The 14,480-nt window shown below is 61.8% G+C and carries 13 protein-coding genes and 1 pseudogene; 9 read left to right on the forward strand and 5 right to left on the reverse strand.

The genetic code is table 11. The features are described 5' to 3' along the window. Nucleotides 1-32 precede the first annotated feature (32 nt). Nucleotides 33-1,025 carry a tripartite tricarboxylate transporter substrate binding protein gene (locus RN01_RS17335; RefSeq protein ID WP_011518320.1) on the reverse strand — a complete coding sequence of 331 codons (993 nt, stop codon included), beginning with the start codon at nucleotides 1,023-1,025 and terminating at the stop codon, nucleotides 33-35. A 10-nt stretch (nucleotides 1,026-1,035) separates the two neighbouring features. Beyond that, nucleotides 1,036-2,550 carry a class I adenylate-forming enzyme family protein gene (locus RN01_RS17340; RefSeq protein WP_024570440.1) on the reverse strand — a complete coding sequence of 505 codons (1,515 nt, stop codon included), beginning with the start codon at nucleotides 2,548-2,550 and terminating at the stop codon, nucleotides 1,036-1,038. Between the two features lie 214 nt (nucleotides 2,551-2,764). Here RN01_RS17340 and RN01_RS17345 point away from each other — a divergent pair, with 214 nt between their 5' ends. From RN01_RS17345 to RN01_RS17370, 6 genes are read left to right on the forward strand one after another with little or no spacing between them, the layout of a single operon-like run. Beyond that, nucleotides 2,765-3,958: an acyl-CoA dehydrogenase family protein gene (locus RN01_RS17345; RefSeq protein WP_008651469.1), complete on the forward strand. Its 1,194-nt coding sequence runs from the start codon at nucleotides 2,765-2,767 to the stop codon at nucleotides 3,956-3,958. 17 nt (nucleotides 3,959-3,975) lie between these two features. Continuing rightward, nucleotides 3,976-5,085 carry an acyl-CoA dehydrogenase family protein gene (locus RN01_RS17350; protein WP_017512690.1) on the forward strand — a complete coding sequence of 370 codons (1,110 nt, stop codon included), beginning with the start codon at nucleotides 3,976-3,978 and terminating at the stop codon, nucleotides 5,083-5,085. Nucleotides 5,086-5,111: 26 nt separating this feature from the next. Next, nucleotides 5,112-6,278 (forward strand): thiolase domain-containing protein, encoded by a 1,167-nt coding sequence (locus tag RN01_RS17355; RefSeq protein ID WP_008651473.1) that lies wholly within the window; start codon nucleotides 5,112-5,114, stop codon nucleotides 6,276-6,278. A 14-nt stretch (nucleotides 6,279-6,292) separates the two neighbouring features. Next, a complete protein-coding gene (locus RN01_RS17360; protein ID WP_008651474.1) occupies nucleotides 6,293-6,691 on the forward strand; it encodes a Zn-ribbon domain-containing OB-fold protein in 399 nt (132 codons plus the stop codon). Nucleotides 6,692-6,704: 13 nt separating this feature from the next. Beyond that, nucleotides 6,705-7,598: a MaoC family dehydratase gene (locus tag RN01_RS17365; protein WP_017512692.1), complete on the forward strand. Its 894-nt coding sequence runs from the start codon at nucleotides 6,705-6,707 to the stop codon at nucleotides 7,596-7,598. A 17-nt stretch (nucleotides 7,599-7,615) separates the two neighbouring features. After that, on the forward strand, nucleotides 7,616-8,908 hold the full coding sequence (locus tag RN01_RS17370; RefSeq protein WP_011518325.1) for a CaiB/BaiF CoA-transferase family protein: 1,293 nt from the start codon (nucleotides 7,616-7,618) through the stop codon (nucleotides 8,906-8,908). 94 nt (nucleotides 8,909-9,002) lie between these two features. On the opposite strand, the pseudogene RN01_RS17375 reads toward RN01_RS17370, so the two are convergent. Beyond that, a pseudogene (locus tag RN01_RS17375) lies at nucleotides 9,003-9,527 on the reverse strand (IS5 family transposase); the annotation flags it as partial. 678 nt (nucleotides 9,528-10,205) lie between these two features. Here RN01_RS17375 and RN01_RS33960 point away from each other — a divergent pair. The 3 genes from RN01_RS33960 to RN01_RS33970 all read left to right on the forward strand — a co-directional run bounded on the left by RN01_RS33960 (nucleotide 10,206) and on the right by RN01_RS33970 (nucleotide 12,168). Then, on the forward strand, nucleotides 10,206-10,598 hold the full coding sequence (locus RN01_RS33960; protein ID WP_128646571.1) for a hypothetical protein: 393 nt from the start codon (nucleotides 10,206-10,208) through the stop codon (nucleotides 10,596-10,598). A 260-nt stretch (nucleotides 10,599-10,858) separates the two neighbouring features. After that, complete coding sequence (locus RN01_RS33965; protein WP_133258064.1) at nucleotides 10,859-11,434, forward strand: hypothetical protein; 576 nt, start codon at nucleotides 10,859-10,861, stop codon at nucleotides 11,432-11,434. Then, complete coding sequence (locus tag RN01_RS33970; RefSeq protein ID WP_133258065.1) at nucleotides 11,431-12,168, forward strand: hypothetical protein; 738 nt, start codon at nucleotides 11,431-11,433, stop codon at nucleotides 12,166-12,168. The genes RN01_RS33965 and RN01_RS33970 overlap by 4 nt, the downstream gene beginning before the upstream one ends. A gap of 85 nt (nucleotides 12,169-12,253) precedes the next feature. Here RN01_RS33970 and RN01_RS17385 read toward each other — a convergent pair whose 3' ends face one another. Both RN01_RS17385 and RN01_RS17390 read right to left on the reverse strand, forming a co-directional pair. Continuing rightward, nucleotides 12,254-13,456 carry a CaiB/BaiF CoA-transferase family protein gene (locus RN01_RS17385; RefSeq protein ID WP_017511955.1) on the reverse strand — a complete coding sequence of 401 codons (1,203 nt, stop codon included), beginning with the start codon at nucleotides 13,454-13,456 and terminating at the stop codon, nucleotides 12,254-12,256. A 94-nt stretch (nucleotides 13,457-13,550) separates the two neighbouring features. After that, nucleotides 13,551-14,462, reverse strand: coding sequence for a LysR family transcriptional regulator (locus tag RN01_RS17390; RefSeq protein WP_017511956.1), 912 nt, complete (start codon nucleotides 14,460-14,462; stop codon nucleotides 13,551-13,553). Between the last annotated feature and the right edge of the window lie 18 nt (nucleotides 14,463-14,480).

Here is a 14,480-nt window from a genome sequence, read left to right on the forward strand (position 1 = left end):
CCCCGGTTTTACATCGCCCTCCGGGTCATCCGTCACCCAGCCGTAATGCCGGCTGTCTGGATGACCTTTTTCCATTTCTCGATTTCGCTATGCAGTCGCTGGCGCATCTGTTCCTGCGTGCCCGGGTCGGCATCCGCGCCGGCCTGCACCATGCGCTGACGCACCGCCGGGTCATTCATGGCGACGTTGAAATCGGCGTTGAGCTTGTTGAGGATCGGCTGCGGCGTGTGGGCCGGTGCGAACAGCGCAGACCATGAGTAGGCCTCGTAGCCGGGCAGGCCGGATTCCGCAACGGTCGGCACGTCGGGCAAGATCGCCGAGCGCTGGCGGCTGGCCACACCGAGCACCTTGATACGGCCCGTCTTGATGTGCGGCAGGGCAGTCGGGGCGTCGCTGAACATGACCTGCACCTGTCCGCCGAGCAGGTCGCTCATGGCCGGGGCGCTGCCCTTGTATGGGATGTGCTGGAGCTTTGTGCCGGCTTCCATGTTGAACAGTTCGCCTGCCAGATGGGTACCGCCCCCATTGCCCGAAGAGCCGAACGCGAGCGGCTTGTCGCTCTTCTTTGCGTACGCGATGAATTCCTTGATGTTGTTGGCGGGCACGGACGGATGCACCACCACGAAGATCGGATACATCGTCGCGAAGCTGACCGGCGCGAAATCCTTCTCGATGTCGTAGGGCAGCTTGCCCATCAGCGACGGATTGACCGAGTGATGGATGGCGCCCACGAACAGGCTGTAGCCGTCGGCAGGTTCCTTCGCCGCGACGGTCGCCCCGATCACGCCACCCGCGCCGGGACGGTTGTCGATGACGACCGGGACCTTCCACATCTCGCCGAGCTTCTGGCCGAAGATGCGCGCCGTGGTGTCCACCGGACCGCCAGGCGGAAACGGCACGATCATTCGCACGGGCTTGGACGGCCAGGTATCGGCCGCGAGCGCGGAAAGCGGATGCGCGACGGCGCCGAGCAGGCCGGCGGCCAGAAGCCGCCTGCGCATGGCGAAGGAACGGGGGGATTGCATGTGGAGTCTCCTATGACAGCAGTGATGCGGCCTGTTCCTGCAGCTCGCGCTTGAGGATCTTGCCGTTGTTATTCGTTGGCAGCTCTGGCAGCGCCACGATGCGTGCGGGGCGCTTGTACGGGGCCAGACGTTCACGCAGGTGGTTCTGCAGCGCGGCAACGTCGAGCGTGGCACCGGGGCGCAGTTCCACGAAGGCGATGATCTCCTCGTTGCCATCGCTTTCGCGGCAGCCGACCACAGCCGAGCGCTGGATGCTGGGGTGCGTGTTGAGCGCGGTCTCCACCTCAGCCGGATAGACGTTGAAGCCGGAGCGGATGATCATTTCCTTCAGGCGGCCCACCACGAACAGCGCGCCGTCCGCGTGCATTTCGCCAAGGTCGCCGCTCGCGTACCAGCCGCCTTCGCGCATGGCTTTCGCGGTGGCATCCGGATCGCGGAAATAGCCGGGCATCAGGCCCCGGCCGCGCAGCCACAGCTCGCCGCGTTCACCCAGGGGTAACGGTGTGCCGGTGACGGGGTCGGTGACCTGCACTTCGGCCTCGGCCACGGCATATCCCGCGCTGGTATCGGCACGCCGGTCGCCAAGCCGCGTCACGTGTACCGAGCCTGCGTACTCGGACAGCCCGTAGCCGTGGTGCAACGTCAGGCCAAAGGTGGCCTCCACACGCTGCTTGAGCGACAGATCCAGCGGACCGGCACCGGTGTAGAGGTAGCGCAGCGCGGGCGCCGTGGGTGTCGTGATGCCCTCATGTTGCAGGTGCGCCAGCAGACGCGAATACAGCGTCGGCGGCCCCTGCAGTTGCGATACACCGCAGTGCGCCAGCGCATCCAGCAGGTCGGTCGGATCGAAGTGCGGGCGCATGACCAGTTGCGCGCCGGCCAGCAGCGAACTGAGCAGGACGGTGCCGAGCCCGAAAATGTGGGTCATCGGCACAAACGCATAGCTGCGGTCCACCGGGCTCAGCGCGCGGGCCTCGCACGTCACGCGGGCAAAGTGAATCAGGGCATCGTGCGTGAGCATCACGCCCTTGGGCTCGCCGGTGGTGCCGGAGGTAAAGATCAGCGCGGCCACCTGGTCCTGCAGCGGCTGTCCTTCCGGAACGGCGTCGGCGCGGACGTGGCTGTGCTCCATGCCGTTCAGCGCGGAAGGCACGGCGTCGAACCGGCGTGCATGGGCGGATGCGGCACGTGACGCCGCCGCGGTGAAGTAAATCACCCGGGCATCTGCCTTGGCGGCGAAGGCGTCGATCTCGGCCGGCGCCATCCGCGCGTTGACGCCGCAGGACCACGCCCCCACACGGCTGCAGGCGAGAATCAGCGCGGCGTGTTCGGGGCAGTTTTCCGCCACGACCAGGACGCGGTCACCCGGCAGGACGCCTAGCGCCAGCAGTTCCGCTTCGGCCGTGGTGGTCAACGCGCCCAGATCGGCGAAGGTCAGGCTGCGGCCGTCCGGCAGATGGATGAACGGTTGATCGGGCGACTCGGTCAGCCAGCGGTCTAGCAAGTGATGAATCCGGGTGGTCACGGGAATTGCCGTCCTTTGTGTTGCGGGGGAAAAGTCCGGCCAGCATCGCTGCAAAGCCTGGCCGGCGCCATTCGTAAATGGCAAGGGGCGGCTTCAAGGCGCTGAAACGGTCGGCTGGTGTGCATTTCGCGTTGTCAAAGGCAGGATTCGGCAAACTTGAACCAGCCCGGCCCGGGCGCCCATAGAATCTGTTAATCAGACCGGAGACAGATTCATGGACCTGCGTTTCACCAAGGAAGAAGAAGCCTTCCGAGAGGAAGTCCGCGCCTTTGTCCAGGCCAACTTGCCGACCGATATTCGCGACAAGGTACTGGGCCACAGGCGTGTGGAGAAGGACGACTACGTGCGGTGGCACCGCATCCTTCATGCGCATGGTTGGGGCGCCCCCACCTGGCCGAAGGAATGGGGCGGCACGGGCTGGAACGCGCTGCAGCGCCTGATTTTCGAGATCGAGACGCTGCGGGCTGGCGCCCCGCGCATGTTGCCGTTCGGTCTCACGATGATTGGCCCGGTGCTGATGAAGTACGCCAGCGCCGCGCACAAGGAACGTTTCCTGCCACGCATCCCGACCGTGGAAGAGTTCTGGTGTCAGGGTTATTCCGAACCCGGTTCCGGTTCGGATCTCGCCTCGCTCCGGACCAGCGCCGTGCGCCGTGGCGACAAGTACATCGTCAATGGCCAGAAGACCTGGACGACGATGGCGCATTTCGCCGACTGGATCTTCTGCCTGGTGCGTACCGACCCGGAAGCCAAGGCCCAGGAAGGCATCTCGATGCTGCTGATCGACATGAAATCGCCCGGTGTGACCGTGCGACCGATCAAGACGCTCGACGGCGGCCACGACGTGAACGAGACCTGGTTCGAGGAGGTCGAGGTACCAGTCGAGAACCTGCTCGGCGAGGAGAACAAGGGCTGGACCTACGCCAAGTACCTGCTTGGCCACGAGCGTACCGGCATCGCCGGCATCGGGCACTGCTACCGCGAACTGCGCCTGCTCCGGAAGTACGCCACCGAGACCACCGATGGGCGCGGTGGCCGCCTGATCGACGACGTCCGTATGCGCGACAAGATCGCCCGTCTCGAGATGGATCTGATGGCGCTGGAAATGCTGCTGTTGCGCGTGGCCACGCAGGCCGCGGGCACCCCCGGTCCGGAAGCGTCGATCGTCAAGATCCGTGGCTCGGAGCTGCAGCAGGACATCGCCATGCTCCAGATGGAGGTGGCGGGCCCGAACGGCTGGCCTTACTCGACGGACTGGATGGAGCTGGGCGCGCCTCAGCCCGTTAGTGGCGCGGAATGGGCGGCACCGGCTGCCTCGACCTACTACGACATGCGCAAGACCACGATCTACGGTGGCTCGACCGAGGTTCAGAAGAACATCATCTCCAAGATGATCATCGGTTTCTAGGCGAAAGGACGACAAGCATGGATTTCACGTATAGCGAAGAACAGCGGATGCTCGCCGACAGCCTGCGCCGCTTTGTCGAATCCGAGTACACCTTCGAGAAGCGCCGCCGCAACGCGCGCGAACACGGCAGCTTCGACCGGGGCATCTGGTCGTCGCTGGCGGAGATGGGCGTGCTCGGGCTGGCCGTGCCGGCTGACCACGGTGGCTTTGGCCACGGCCCGGCCAGCCAGGTTGTCGTGCAGCGTGAACTGGGCCGCGCGCTCGTGCAGGAGCCTGTGATCCCGAGCGGTGTCATCGCCACGGCGATCCTCGCGCATCACGCGCCTGCCGCCCTGCAGGCCGAGTGGCTGCCCGCCATCGCGAGTGGCGACAAGATCTTCACGCTGGCCTATCTGGAGCCGGACTCGCGTTATCGCCCCGAAGTCGCCAGGACGACGGCCCGCAAGGCCGGTGCCGACGGCTATGTGCTCAATGGCCGGAAGTCGGTGGTCTGGCATGGCGCGGTGGCTGATACGTACATTGTTTCGGCGATGCTCGACGGCGCGCTGGCGCTGTTCCTGGTGAGCCGCGACGCGAAGGGGCTGACGGTAACCGGTTATCCGACCATGGACCGACTGTCGGGCGCGGACCTGCAACTCGCCGACGTGCCCGCCACGCTGGTCACGACGAACGGTCTCGAGGCCCTGGAGCTTGGACTCGATCACGGCGTTGCGGCGCAATGCGCGGCGGCGGCCGGCGCCATCGAACGGCTGATCGAGATCACCGCCGAGTACCTTGGCACCCGCAAGCAGTTCGGCAAGCCGCTGGCATCTTTCCAGGCCCTTCAGCACCGCGTGGCCGACATGCTGCTGCAGAAGGAACTGGCGCTGTCGATGGCCTACGTGGCCGCGCAGGGCCTCGATGCCACCGACGCGGCCGAGCGCCGCCGCAAGGTGTCCGCCGCGAAGGTCGTCACGGCAAAGGCCGCGCGCTTCGCCGGCCAGCAGGCGGTGCAGTTGCACGGCGGCATGGGTATGACCGATGAACTGGAGGTTGGCGACTATTTCAAGGCGCTGACCATGGTAGACGTCCTGCTGGGCGATACCGACCTCCACCTGGAACGCTACGGCGAAGCCATGGCGGCCTGACAAGACCCGATAACGGATGACTGTTCATGACCATCAATAGCAAGGCATATATCGTCGGGGCGTACGAGCACCCGACCCGCAAGGCACCGGACAAGACCGTTGCCCAGCTTCACGCGGAAAGCGCCAAGGGCGCGCTCGAGGATGCGGGCCTGTCGCTGGCCGACGTCGACGGCTACTTCTGCGCCGGTGACGCCCCGGGCCTCGGTATGGTGAACATGGTCGACTATCTCGGCCTGAACGTGCGCCATGTGGATTCGACCGAAATGGGCGGGTCCTCCTACATCGCTCACGTCTCGCACGCCGCGCAGGCCATCGCCGCCGGCAAGTGCAACGTAGCGCTGATCACGCTGGCCGGCCGTCCGCGTTCGGAAGGTTCGAGCGGCACGCAGGCACGCAACTGGGGCGCGAACCTGCCGGACCAGCCGTTCGAGGCACCGTTCAACCCGGTGACGGTCAACCTGTACGCGATGGTTGCCCAGCGGCACATGTACGAATTCGGCACCACGCCCGAGCAGCTCGCGTGGGTCAAGGTGGCCGCGTCGCATCACGCCCAGTACAACCCGAACGCCATGTTGCGCGAAGTTGTCACCGTCGAGGACGTGGTGAACTCCCCGATGATCTCGGACCCGCTGCACCGGCTGGACTGCTGCGTGGTGTCCGATGGTGGCGGCGCCCTCATCGTGGCCCGCCCGGAAATCGCGGCCAAGCTCAATCGCCCGAAGATCAAGATCCTGGGCGCTGGCGAGCACGTGAAGGGTTTGCTGGGCGGCCAGGTGGACCTGTCGTGGTCCGCCGCGCGTTTCTCCGGCGCTGCAGCCTTTGAGGAAGCCCGTGTCACCCCGGCAGACATCAAGTACGCGTCGATCTACGACAGTTTCACGATCACCGTGCTGATGCAGCTGGAAGACCTGGGCTTCTGCAAGAAGGGCGAAGGCGGCAAGTTCGTGATGGACGGCAACCTGATCTCCGGCGTGGGCAAGCTGCCGTTCAATACCGATGGCGGTGGTCTCTGCAACAACCACCCGGCCAACCGTGGCGGCATCACCAAGGTGATCGAAGCCGTGCGCCAGTTGCGCGGCGAAGCCCACCCGGCGGTGCAGGTGAAGAACTGCGACCTGGCGCTGGCCCAGGGTACCGGCGGCTACATGGGCTCACGCCATGGTTCCGCCACGCTGATCCTCGAACGCGAATAACAGGGATGCCACAGATGACGACTCCTTACGTCCCCACTCCGTACAAGGCTCCCGACGAGCAGCCTGACAACACCGCCTTCTGGCAGGCCGCCCGCGAGGGGCGACTGCTGGTGCGCCAATGCAAGTCCTGCGGCAAGCCGCACTGGTATCCGCGCACGTTGTGCCCGTTCTGCATGGGTGACACCGAGTGGAAGACCGCCAGCGGACAGGGCGAGATCTACTCGTTCAGCATCACGCGCCGCGCCGGTCCCAATCCGTTCTGCATCGCCTATGTGAAGCTCGATGACGGCGTGACGATGATGACGAATATCGTCGACACCGATCTCGATACCGTACACATCGGCCAGCGCGTGAAGGTGCGGTTCGCCGAGACCGACGGCGGCGCGCCGGTCCCTGTCTTCGCACCGGTCTGAACCAGAGGGAAGGATGCCGATCAGCTACCAGCACCTGCGGAACCGGCCATTCGCGCCGGTCCGTCAGCACTACACCGCGCGCGACACCATGCTGTACGCGCTGAGCCTGGGCCTGGGCAATGATCCGATGAATGCATCGGCATTGCCCTTTGTCTACGAAGGCGCTGCCGGCGGGCTGCGCGCGCTGCCGTCGCAGGCGGTGGTGCTGGGCTATCCCGGCTTCTGGGCACGCGAGCCAGATACCGGTATCGACTGGGTCAAGCTGCTGCACGGCGAACAGCGGCTGCGGCTGCACCATCCGCTGCCCGCAGAGGCTGAGGTTGTCGGTCATAACCGCATCACGCACCTGACCGACAAGGGCGCCGGCAAGGGAGCCATCATGGTGACCGAGCGGAAGCTGGAAACCGCGCAGGGTGAACTGCTGGCGACCGTACAGCAGGTGTCGTTCCTGCGTGGCGATGGCGGCTACAGTCAGGCGGACGGCGGGCAACCGAGCGATGATCCATTGCCCGCGCTGCGGCCGACACCTGAAGACAGGGCGCCTGACTTTGTCGATACGCAGCCGACGCGTCCTGAAGCGGCGCTGTTGTATCGCCTGATGGGTGATTTCAATCCGCTGCACGCGGACCCTGCCGTGGCGGCGGCAGCGGGATTCGAGCGGCCGATCCTGCATGGCCTGGCCAGTTACGGCCTTGTTGCGCATGCGCTGCTGCGGCAATGCGCGGGTCACGACCCGGCACGGCTGCGCGCGTTCGATATCCGCTTCGCATCACCGGTGTTTCCGGGCGAAACGCTCGTCACCGAGATCTGGCGCGATCCCGCTCAGCCAAATCAGTTCCAGTTGCGCGCCAAGGTGCTGGAGCGCGACAAGGTCGTGCTCAGCCATGGCTGGGCGGAGATCGCCTGAATACCCAACGAATTACCATGACGACACCCTCCGATTCGACCACCGGCCTGCCGCTGCCGTCCCGGCAGACCGGCGCCCTGAGCCATATCCGCGTGCTGGATCTATCGCGTGTGCTGGCCGGGCCGTGGTGCACGCAGAACCTCGCCGACATGGGCGCGGACGTGATCAAGGTCGAGAAGCCCGGCGCGGGTGATGACACCCGGCACTGGGGGCCTCCGTATCTGCAAGACGAAGATGGGCCCACGAGCCAGGCGAGCTACTTTGCCGCGTGCAATCGCAACAAGCGCTCGGTGACGATCGACATCGCCAAGCCGGAAGGGCAGAAGCTGATCCGTGAACTGGCGATGCAGAGCGACGTGGTCATCGAGAACTACAAGACCGGCGGCCTCAAGCGCTACGGGCTCGACTACGACTCGCTCAGCGCGCTGAATCCGCGCCTGATCTACTGCTCGGTCACGGGCTTCGGTCAGACCGGTCCCTACGCGGCACGTCCCGGCTATGACCTGCTGATCCAGGCCATGAGCGGCCTGATGAGCATCACCGGCCAGGCCGATGGAGAGCCCGGCGCGGGACCGGTGCGCGTGGGCGTCGCCGTGATCGACGTGTTCACGGGCATGTACGCCACCACGGCCATTCTTGGCGCGCTGGAGGCAAGGCACTTCACCGGCCGAGGCCAGCATATCGATGTGGCGCTGCTCGACGTTGCCATGGCGGTCCTGGCGAATCAGGGCGCGGGATACCTGAACGCGGGTGTCGTGCCGACCCGCCAGGGCAACACGCACCCGAGCGTCGTGCCGTATCAGGATTTTCCGACGCAGGACGGCGACATGCTGCTTGCCATCGGCAACGACGGCCAGTTCGTACGCTTCTGCGAAGCAGCCGATGTCGACTGGGCGCGCGACGAGCGGTTCGCCACCAACAGCGCCCGGGTCACGCATCGCCGGACGCTGATTCCGATGATGAGCGAGGTCACGCGGACCCGGCCGACCAGCGAATGGATTCGTCTGCTGGAGGCAGCGTCAGTGCCTTGCGGTCCGATCAACGATATCGCCCAGGCATTTGCCGACGAGCATGTCCAGCATCGCGGGCTGCGCGTCGAGCAGGAGCGCTACGGGGAGGCAGGATGTCCCCCGTCGGATAGCGTGAACCGGATCTGCAGCACGGCCAGCCCGCTGAGGCTGTCGGAGACGCCCACGACGGTGCGTTACGCGCCACCGGGGCTCGGCCAACATACGGACGAGGTGCTGCGCGACAATCTCAAGCTTGGTTCCGACGAAGTCGCGGACTTGCGCGCCAAGGGCATTCTGTAAAAGAAGCCACGTAAGAAAAAACCGGCAATGCAAGGCATTGCCGGTTTTTTTGTTTTTTCGCCAGTTTCCAGGGAGGCCGATAGTTCGATGTGCGCTTCATGCCGTAATACCGCTGGTTTCCCTTCTTGCTCTGATCCATCTCCGGGTCGCGTTCGCCCGACGCATTCTTGGTCGAACTCGGTGCGCTGATCAGTTTTGCATCCACCACCTCGCTCGCACGTAGCTTCAATCCCTTGTCACGCAGGATGTCGTTGACCAGAGCGAGGATCCGAGCGGTCAGTTTGGGCTTCTCCAGCAAGTGACGCAATCGCAGTATGGTGCTCTCACCGGGCATCCTCACCGTCTAGTTGTCCAGCCCGGCAAACTCCCGATACACCGGCACGTCGTGCAGCGCTTCTTCCATCGCCGGGTTCGGCAGGCCGAACCATTGCTGAAGGAAGTGGATGCGCAGCATTGCCTCGACCGCGAACGGAGGACGCCCGCGCTGGCCTTCCGGGGCGTACGGAGTGATCAACATCACCAGATCGGCCCATGGCACCACGCGGTTCATCTCGCCCAGGAATTCGCGCTTACGGGTGCGCTTGGTCGATAAGTTCAATCCAAGGTCAGTTTGCTTCATGCGCTACATGCTCGCCGGCTAATTGTGCAGAGCATCGCTAGCCTGTCCAGGCCATCGCCGGCGACTTCTCCCCGTGCTGGCATGAATCCGCTCGTTTATTCGATGTAGCTCAATTTTGATGCGGCGGAGTTTCGGCGCGACCCCATTGCGGGGGAACTTTCGTAATTATCCGACGGATTCTTCCGATACCCTGTGCCGCAATACATGGCGCATCAGTGTTGCTGACGGGCATCGATACCGGCGAGTGAACCGTGCTGGCCCCACGTCGTGTTCCGTTCCGTTGATCAGGCCGTCCTTAATGCGCTGTCTCTAGCGGCTTACCGTACAGGTGAAAAATGAGGAAATTAATCAGTATCTTTGTTCTCCTTGGTGCATTCGTTTCGACTCAAACCTTTGCACAAGCAACACTGAGTTGCACAGGGAAAGTCTCGATGGTTGGCGTCAATTTCGATGGCCACTTGTACGCAAGTACTGGATACGGTGTCTGGTCGATATGCTCAATGACAACGACTGAAAGGGGTGTCGTTCCAGCGGCGTGCAAGGGGTGGCTATTATCTCTGCTTTCATCAAAGGCAAATCGGGCTGATGCAACAATATATGTTTCCGGATATACGAGTTGCCGATCGGTTGGATCCGGGGTGATTGCGAACGCCTATTTTGTGAATTGAGATGCGGAGAATGGCGTTAATAATCGCACTCGGCTTGTCGATTTCTATGAATACACATGCTGATAGCTTGAGTGAAAATTATGACGATTTGCTGGATATGGCGTCTGCTATTTTTAAAAATCATCGAGTATACGGCGCAGAATTTTATTCGCAAGCGCTGCCAACTGGAATGAAATATGGCTCTTGGTATCAGGTCAGCATCGAATACCAGAATACTGGCACCCTACCCTGGGAGCCTGGTATGGTTCGCTTGGTTAATGCAACTGGAGGCGACTTCGGAGTTAATGATGTTCCATTGAAATACAAAGTGGGAGCCGGTGGTGTTGCATCTTTCTCATTTAATGTAAAAATAGAATGCAGATCATATCTTTCATTTCCTTTTTTTTCATGCGCAGATCGATAGCCGGCAATTTTATGGATACTCGCTTCGAATAATGGAACTTTTGGTCCAGCTTTTCCGGTCAGATCGAATCTGATCGGAGAAAGCAGTTCTCAGCCACCAACTGAAGGCGATAGTCTTCCTCCGCAACCCGCAGTGCCGATGATTGATCTACATATTCCCTTGGTGCCACCTCCAAAAATCTATCCACAAGGTTATAACGGTCCAGATCAATGGAGTAATATTAAATGGTAATGCGACGCCTCGCGAAGAGTTGCATTTTGATGGGGCTGATGTTCCTGACTATTGGGCGTGCGCAAGCACTAGATGGATTTAGTCGGGCCTGTAGGTTTGATACGATCCCGGTTGCTTTGCAGGGGCCGGCAGCACTACTTTTTTATATGCTTGGCGCTCCGCTAAGTACTGCCACGTTAGATCTGCTACCCGGAAAGGAGCGTTTTTGGATCTTTGAGTCAATAACAGCAGATTATGGGGAGGTGAAGTATTATCTTTTTGCCGAGGCGAACGTGTTTGTATGGTCTCCTCCTGCCCCTGGGTGGCACGGTGACTTTGTTCGTCGGATATCCTATAGCTCATCAACCTACAAAGCCCAGAGGCCTTCTGATGGTATATTAAAATATACGAAATTAGATATTTTCTTTGCTAACCGCGGGGTGTTGTATAGCGCGCGGGCTGGGAAAGCGGACATTTATGATCATTTGTCAGAACCATTAAATTCTTATGATACGAAGGTCCTGGGAATTCAAAAATTTTGGTATCCTGGGGGCGTGCAGGGAAAATTGCTGAACTCGACTGCGATAGATTGCAATCTAAATACTTGGGGGATGGGGTATCGATGATGAAGCGGTATAAGTATCTCGCATTATTTTTGGCCGTTTCGTTGTTGGTAGGAGCGATTTATTTGTGGTGGACTGGAGTTCCAGAGGGATATGGTGAATATGTGGCAGTGCGTTGCCTGGAGGACACGCCATCGGGGCAGTCGTGTATCCAGAAAGAGATAACTACTGAAGAGAGGATTGCGTTAACCAAAGGAAAAAAGCAGCATGATGACGGAACGTTCGAGGTCTCTGTTACGCAGAAGAGATTGGATGTTATTAATTCTGCACTTAAGGCTGCCAATGAGTCCAGGACGGGGTCACGCCGAAATCTACTGAAATCGGTAAGGCAAGAGGCCTTGAGGTGTGCAGGCGGAGCATTTGAGCTTTTGGCCGTAATTCCTGAATTTCCTGGCAGGTGGTCCGCTGTATTCAGAACCAAAGAAGGAAGAAGGATGCTGTTCGTCAGGTACGATTTTTTTGCTGCCGGCGGAAGCATGGGACGCTTCGAATACCTGCTTCGGTCGAAAGTGAACGGAAATTCCGCGATACTGATGCTGATGAACGGCGTTCGCGGCGATAGTCGAATGTGGGAGGCTCTTTGGGAGGCAAATGGTGTTACGTTCGATTTAGACGTTGAGGATGCGGGAAAGAAAGACGCTGCAGGCGATCCGTACACATCCGCCCAAGTTCTCGACATGGCTTCAACCTTTGACAGAAATTGCCATTGGAGTAGGGATAAGATTGAGCATCCTTAGCTGTATTAGGCAAGCAGGATGCTGAAGTTGCCTTTGCAATGGGGGGCGATTTTACCGGGGAGGATGAGCCCTCTTTTAGGTGGTGCTAGATTGCTCCTTGCTGGCGTAGCGCCTCCAGTTGCGCCTCGGTGTATCCGAGCTTGCCCAGAATGGCGCCAGTGTGTTCTCCAAGATCCGGCACATCACCCATGCGCGCTGGCGCGTTCGTCAGCGTGGCGGGCGGCAACAGGGCCTGGATCGATCCGGCTGGCGTCGCAACCTCACGCCAGCGTTGGCGCGCTGCCAGTTGCGGATGGTTCCAGACGTCGTGCATGTCGTTCAGCGGTGCGTTCGCAATGCCGCCCTGGTCGAGACGATCGATCAGTTCGTCGCGCGTCATCCGGTTCAGGTGCTTGCCGATTTCCACGTCCAGCGCCTCGCGATGGTTCACGCGTTCCAGGTTCGTCGTGAAGCGCGGGTCGTTCGCCAGGGCCGCATCGTCGAGAGCGTTCAGACAGAAACGCTGCCACTCCCGATCGTTCTGCAGTCCGAAGATCACGCTGCCGCCGTCGCCGGTGCGATAGTGGCCGTACGGCGCAATCGAGGGATGCGCCAGGCCATGCCGGGCGGGCGGTGTGCCGCCATAGTGCGCGAAGTTCAGCGGATACGACATCCACTCTCCGAGCGCTTCCAGCATGGTGACTTCCACGCGCTCGCCCACGCCGGTGCGGGCACGCAGCAGCAGCGCCGAGAGGATGCCCGAGTAGGCGTACATGCCGGCCGCGATGTCGGCGATCGAGATCCCGGCGCGCGACGGCGCGTCCTCACCGCCGGTGACCGATATCAGGCCAGCCGCCGCCTGGATCAGCAGGTCGTAGGCCTTCTTGTCGCGATATGGGCCGTGGTCGCCATAGCCCGATATGTCGCACACGATCAGCTTCGGAAAGCGGGTGTGCAGCGCGTCGAAGCCTAGCCCGAGCCGGTCGGCGGCGCCGGGCGCGAGGTTCTGGATCAGCACGTCAGCGTCGCCAAGCAATTGCTGAAGGATGTCTGCCGCGTCGGGATGCTTCAGATCGAGCGACAGGCTTTCCTTGCCCCGGTTGGCCCAGACGAAGAACGACGACATGCCGTGCACGGTCTTATCGTAGCCGCGCGCGAAATCACCGACACCAGGGCGTTCGATCTTGATGACGCGCGCGCCGAGATCGGCAAGCTGACGGCTGGCGAACGGGGCGGCGACGGCATGTTCCAGCGCGACGACGGTGACGCCTTCCAGGGGAAGAACTGCAGGGGGCACGGCGGGCTCCATTAGGCGTGGGACGCACGGCGTCCGGGATGGCCGAGTATGGAGTGACGTGTGTGACGAAGCCAGTCGATATTTCCTTACACGGCTTCAAACACATCTAACGCAGGACGGTGTCTGGGAGTGACTCGCTGGATTCCGTCAGAAAGCGAATGAACGCACGCGTGTAGTCTGGCAAGCGCTGAAGGCTGCGCGCGACCACGCGCTGCTCGCGCATGGCCCAGGGTTCGTCCAGCACCACGCCCTCGACGAGCCCTTGCGCGATTGCCGGTGCCGCCACGGAACGCGGTACCAGTGCGATGCCGGCGCCTTCCTGCACGCAGCGGATCACGGCCGGAAAATTCGGCGCATGCACGCGCACATGCGGGACGATGCCGGCGCGCGTTGCCATATCCTGCAGATAGAGGAAATTGCTGCTCTTGCTGCCGATCGATACGAGTTCGTGGCGCAACGCCTGGACCAGCGAGACGCTATCGCGCATGCCCAGCGGATGACGTGGCGGCACCACGAACAGTAGTTCGTCTGCGCCATAGAGGATGGAGTCGAGGCCATGCAGGTCGATGGCGCCTGCCACCAGCCCGATATCGGCGCGTTGCTCCTGCACCGCGCGAACGCTGTCCGCGCTCAGGTGCTCCTCGAGGTCGACATTGACGTTGGGATAGGCCGCCAGGAAGCGGCTGAGGGCCACGGGCAGGTTGCACATCGTGCTGCTGTTCGCGTAAACGCGAATGTGTCCTTCGATGCCATCGGTGTGGCGCCGCATGCCGATCTGCAACTGCTCCACATTGTCCAGAATCGTCCTGGCGTGCTGCAGCATGGTCTCGCCGGCCGCCGTCAGGACCATGCCTTTCTGCGTGCGATTGAACAGCGGCACGCCGACGGTCTGCTCCAGATTCTTCAGCCGATAGCTGGCGGAGGGCGCGGTCAGATGCATGTCGGAAGCACCCATCGTCAGGCTTCCCGCCTCGGCAATGGCCACGAAGACCCGAAGGTCGGTTAACTCAAATCGCAAGGTCGTCTCCTGTTGCCA

The organism is Cupriavidus sp. SHE (genome assembly GCF_000812445.1).
Classification (GTDB): Bacteria; Pseudomonadota; Gammaproteobacteria; order Burkholderiales; family Burkholderiaceae; genus Cupriavidus; species Cupriavidus metallidurans.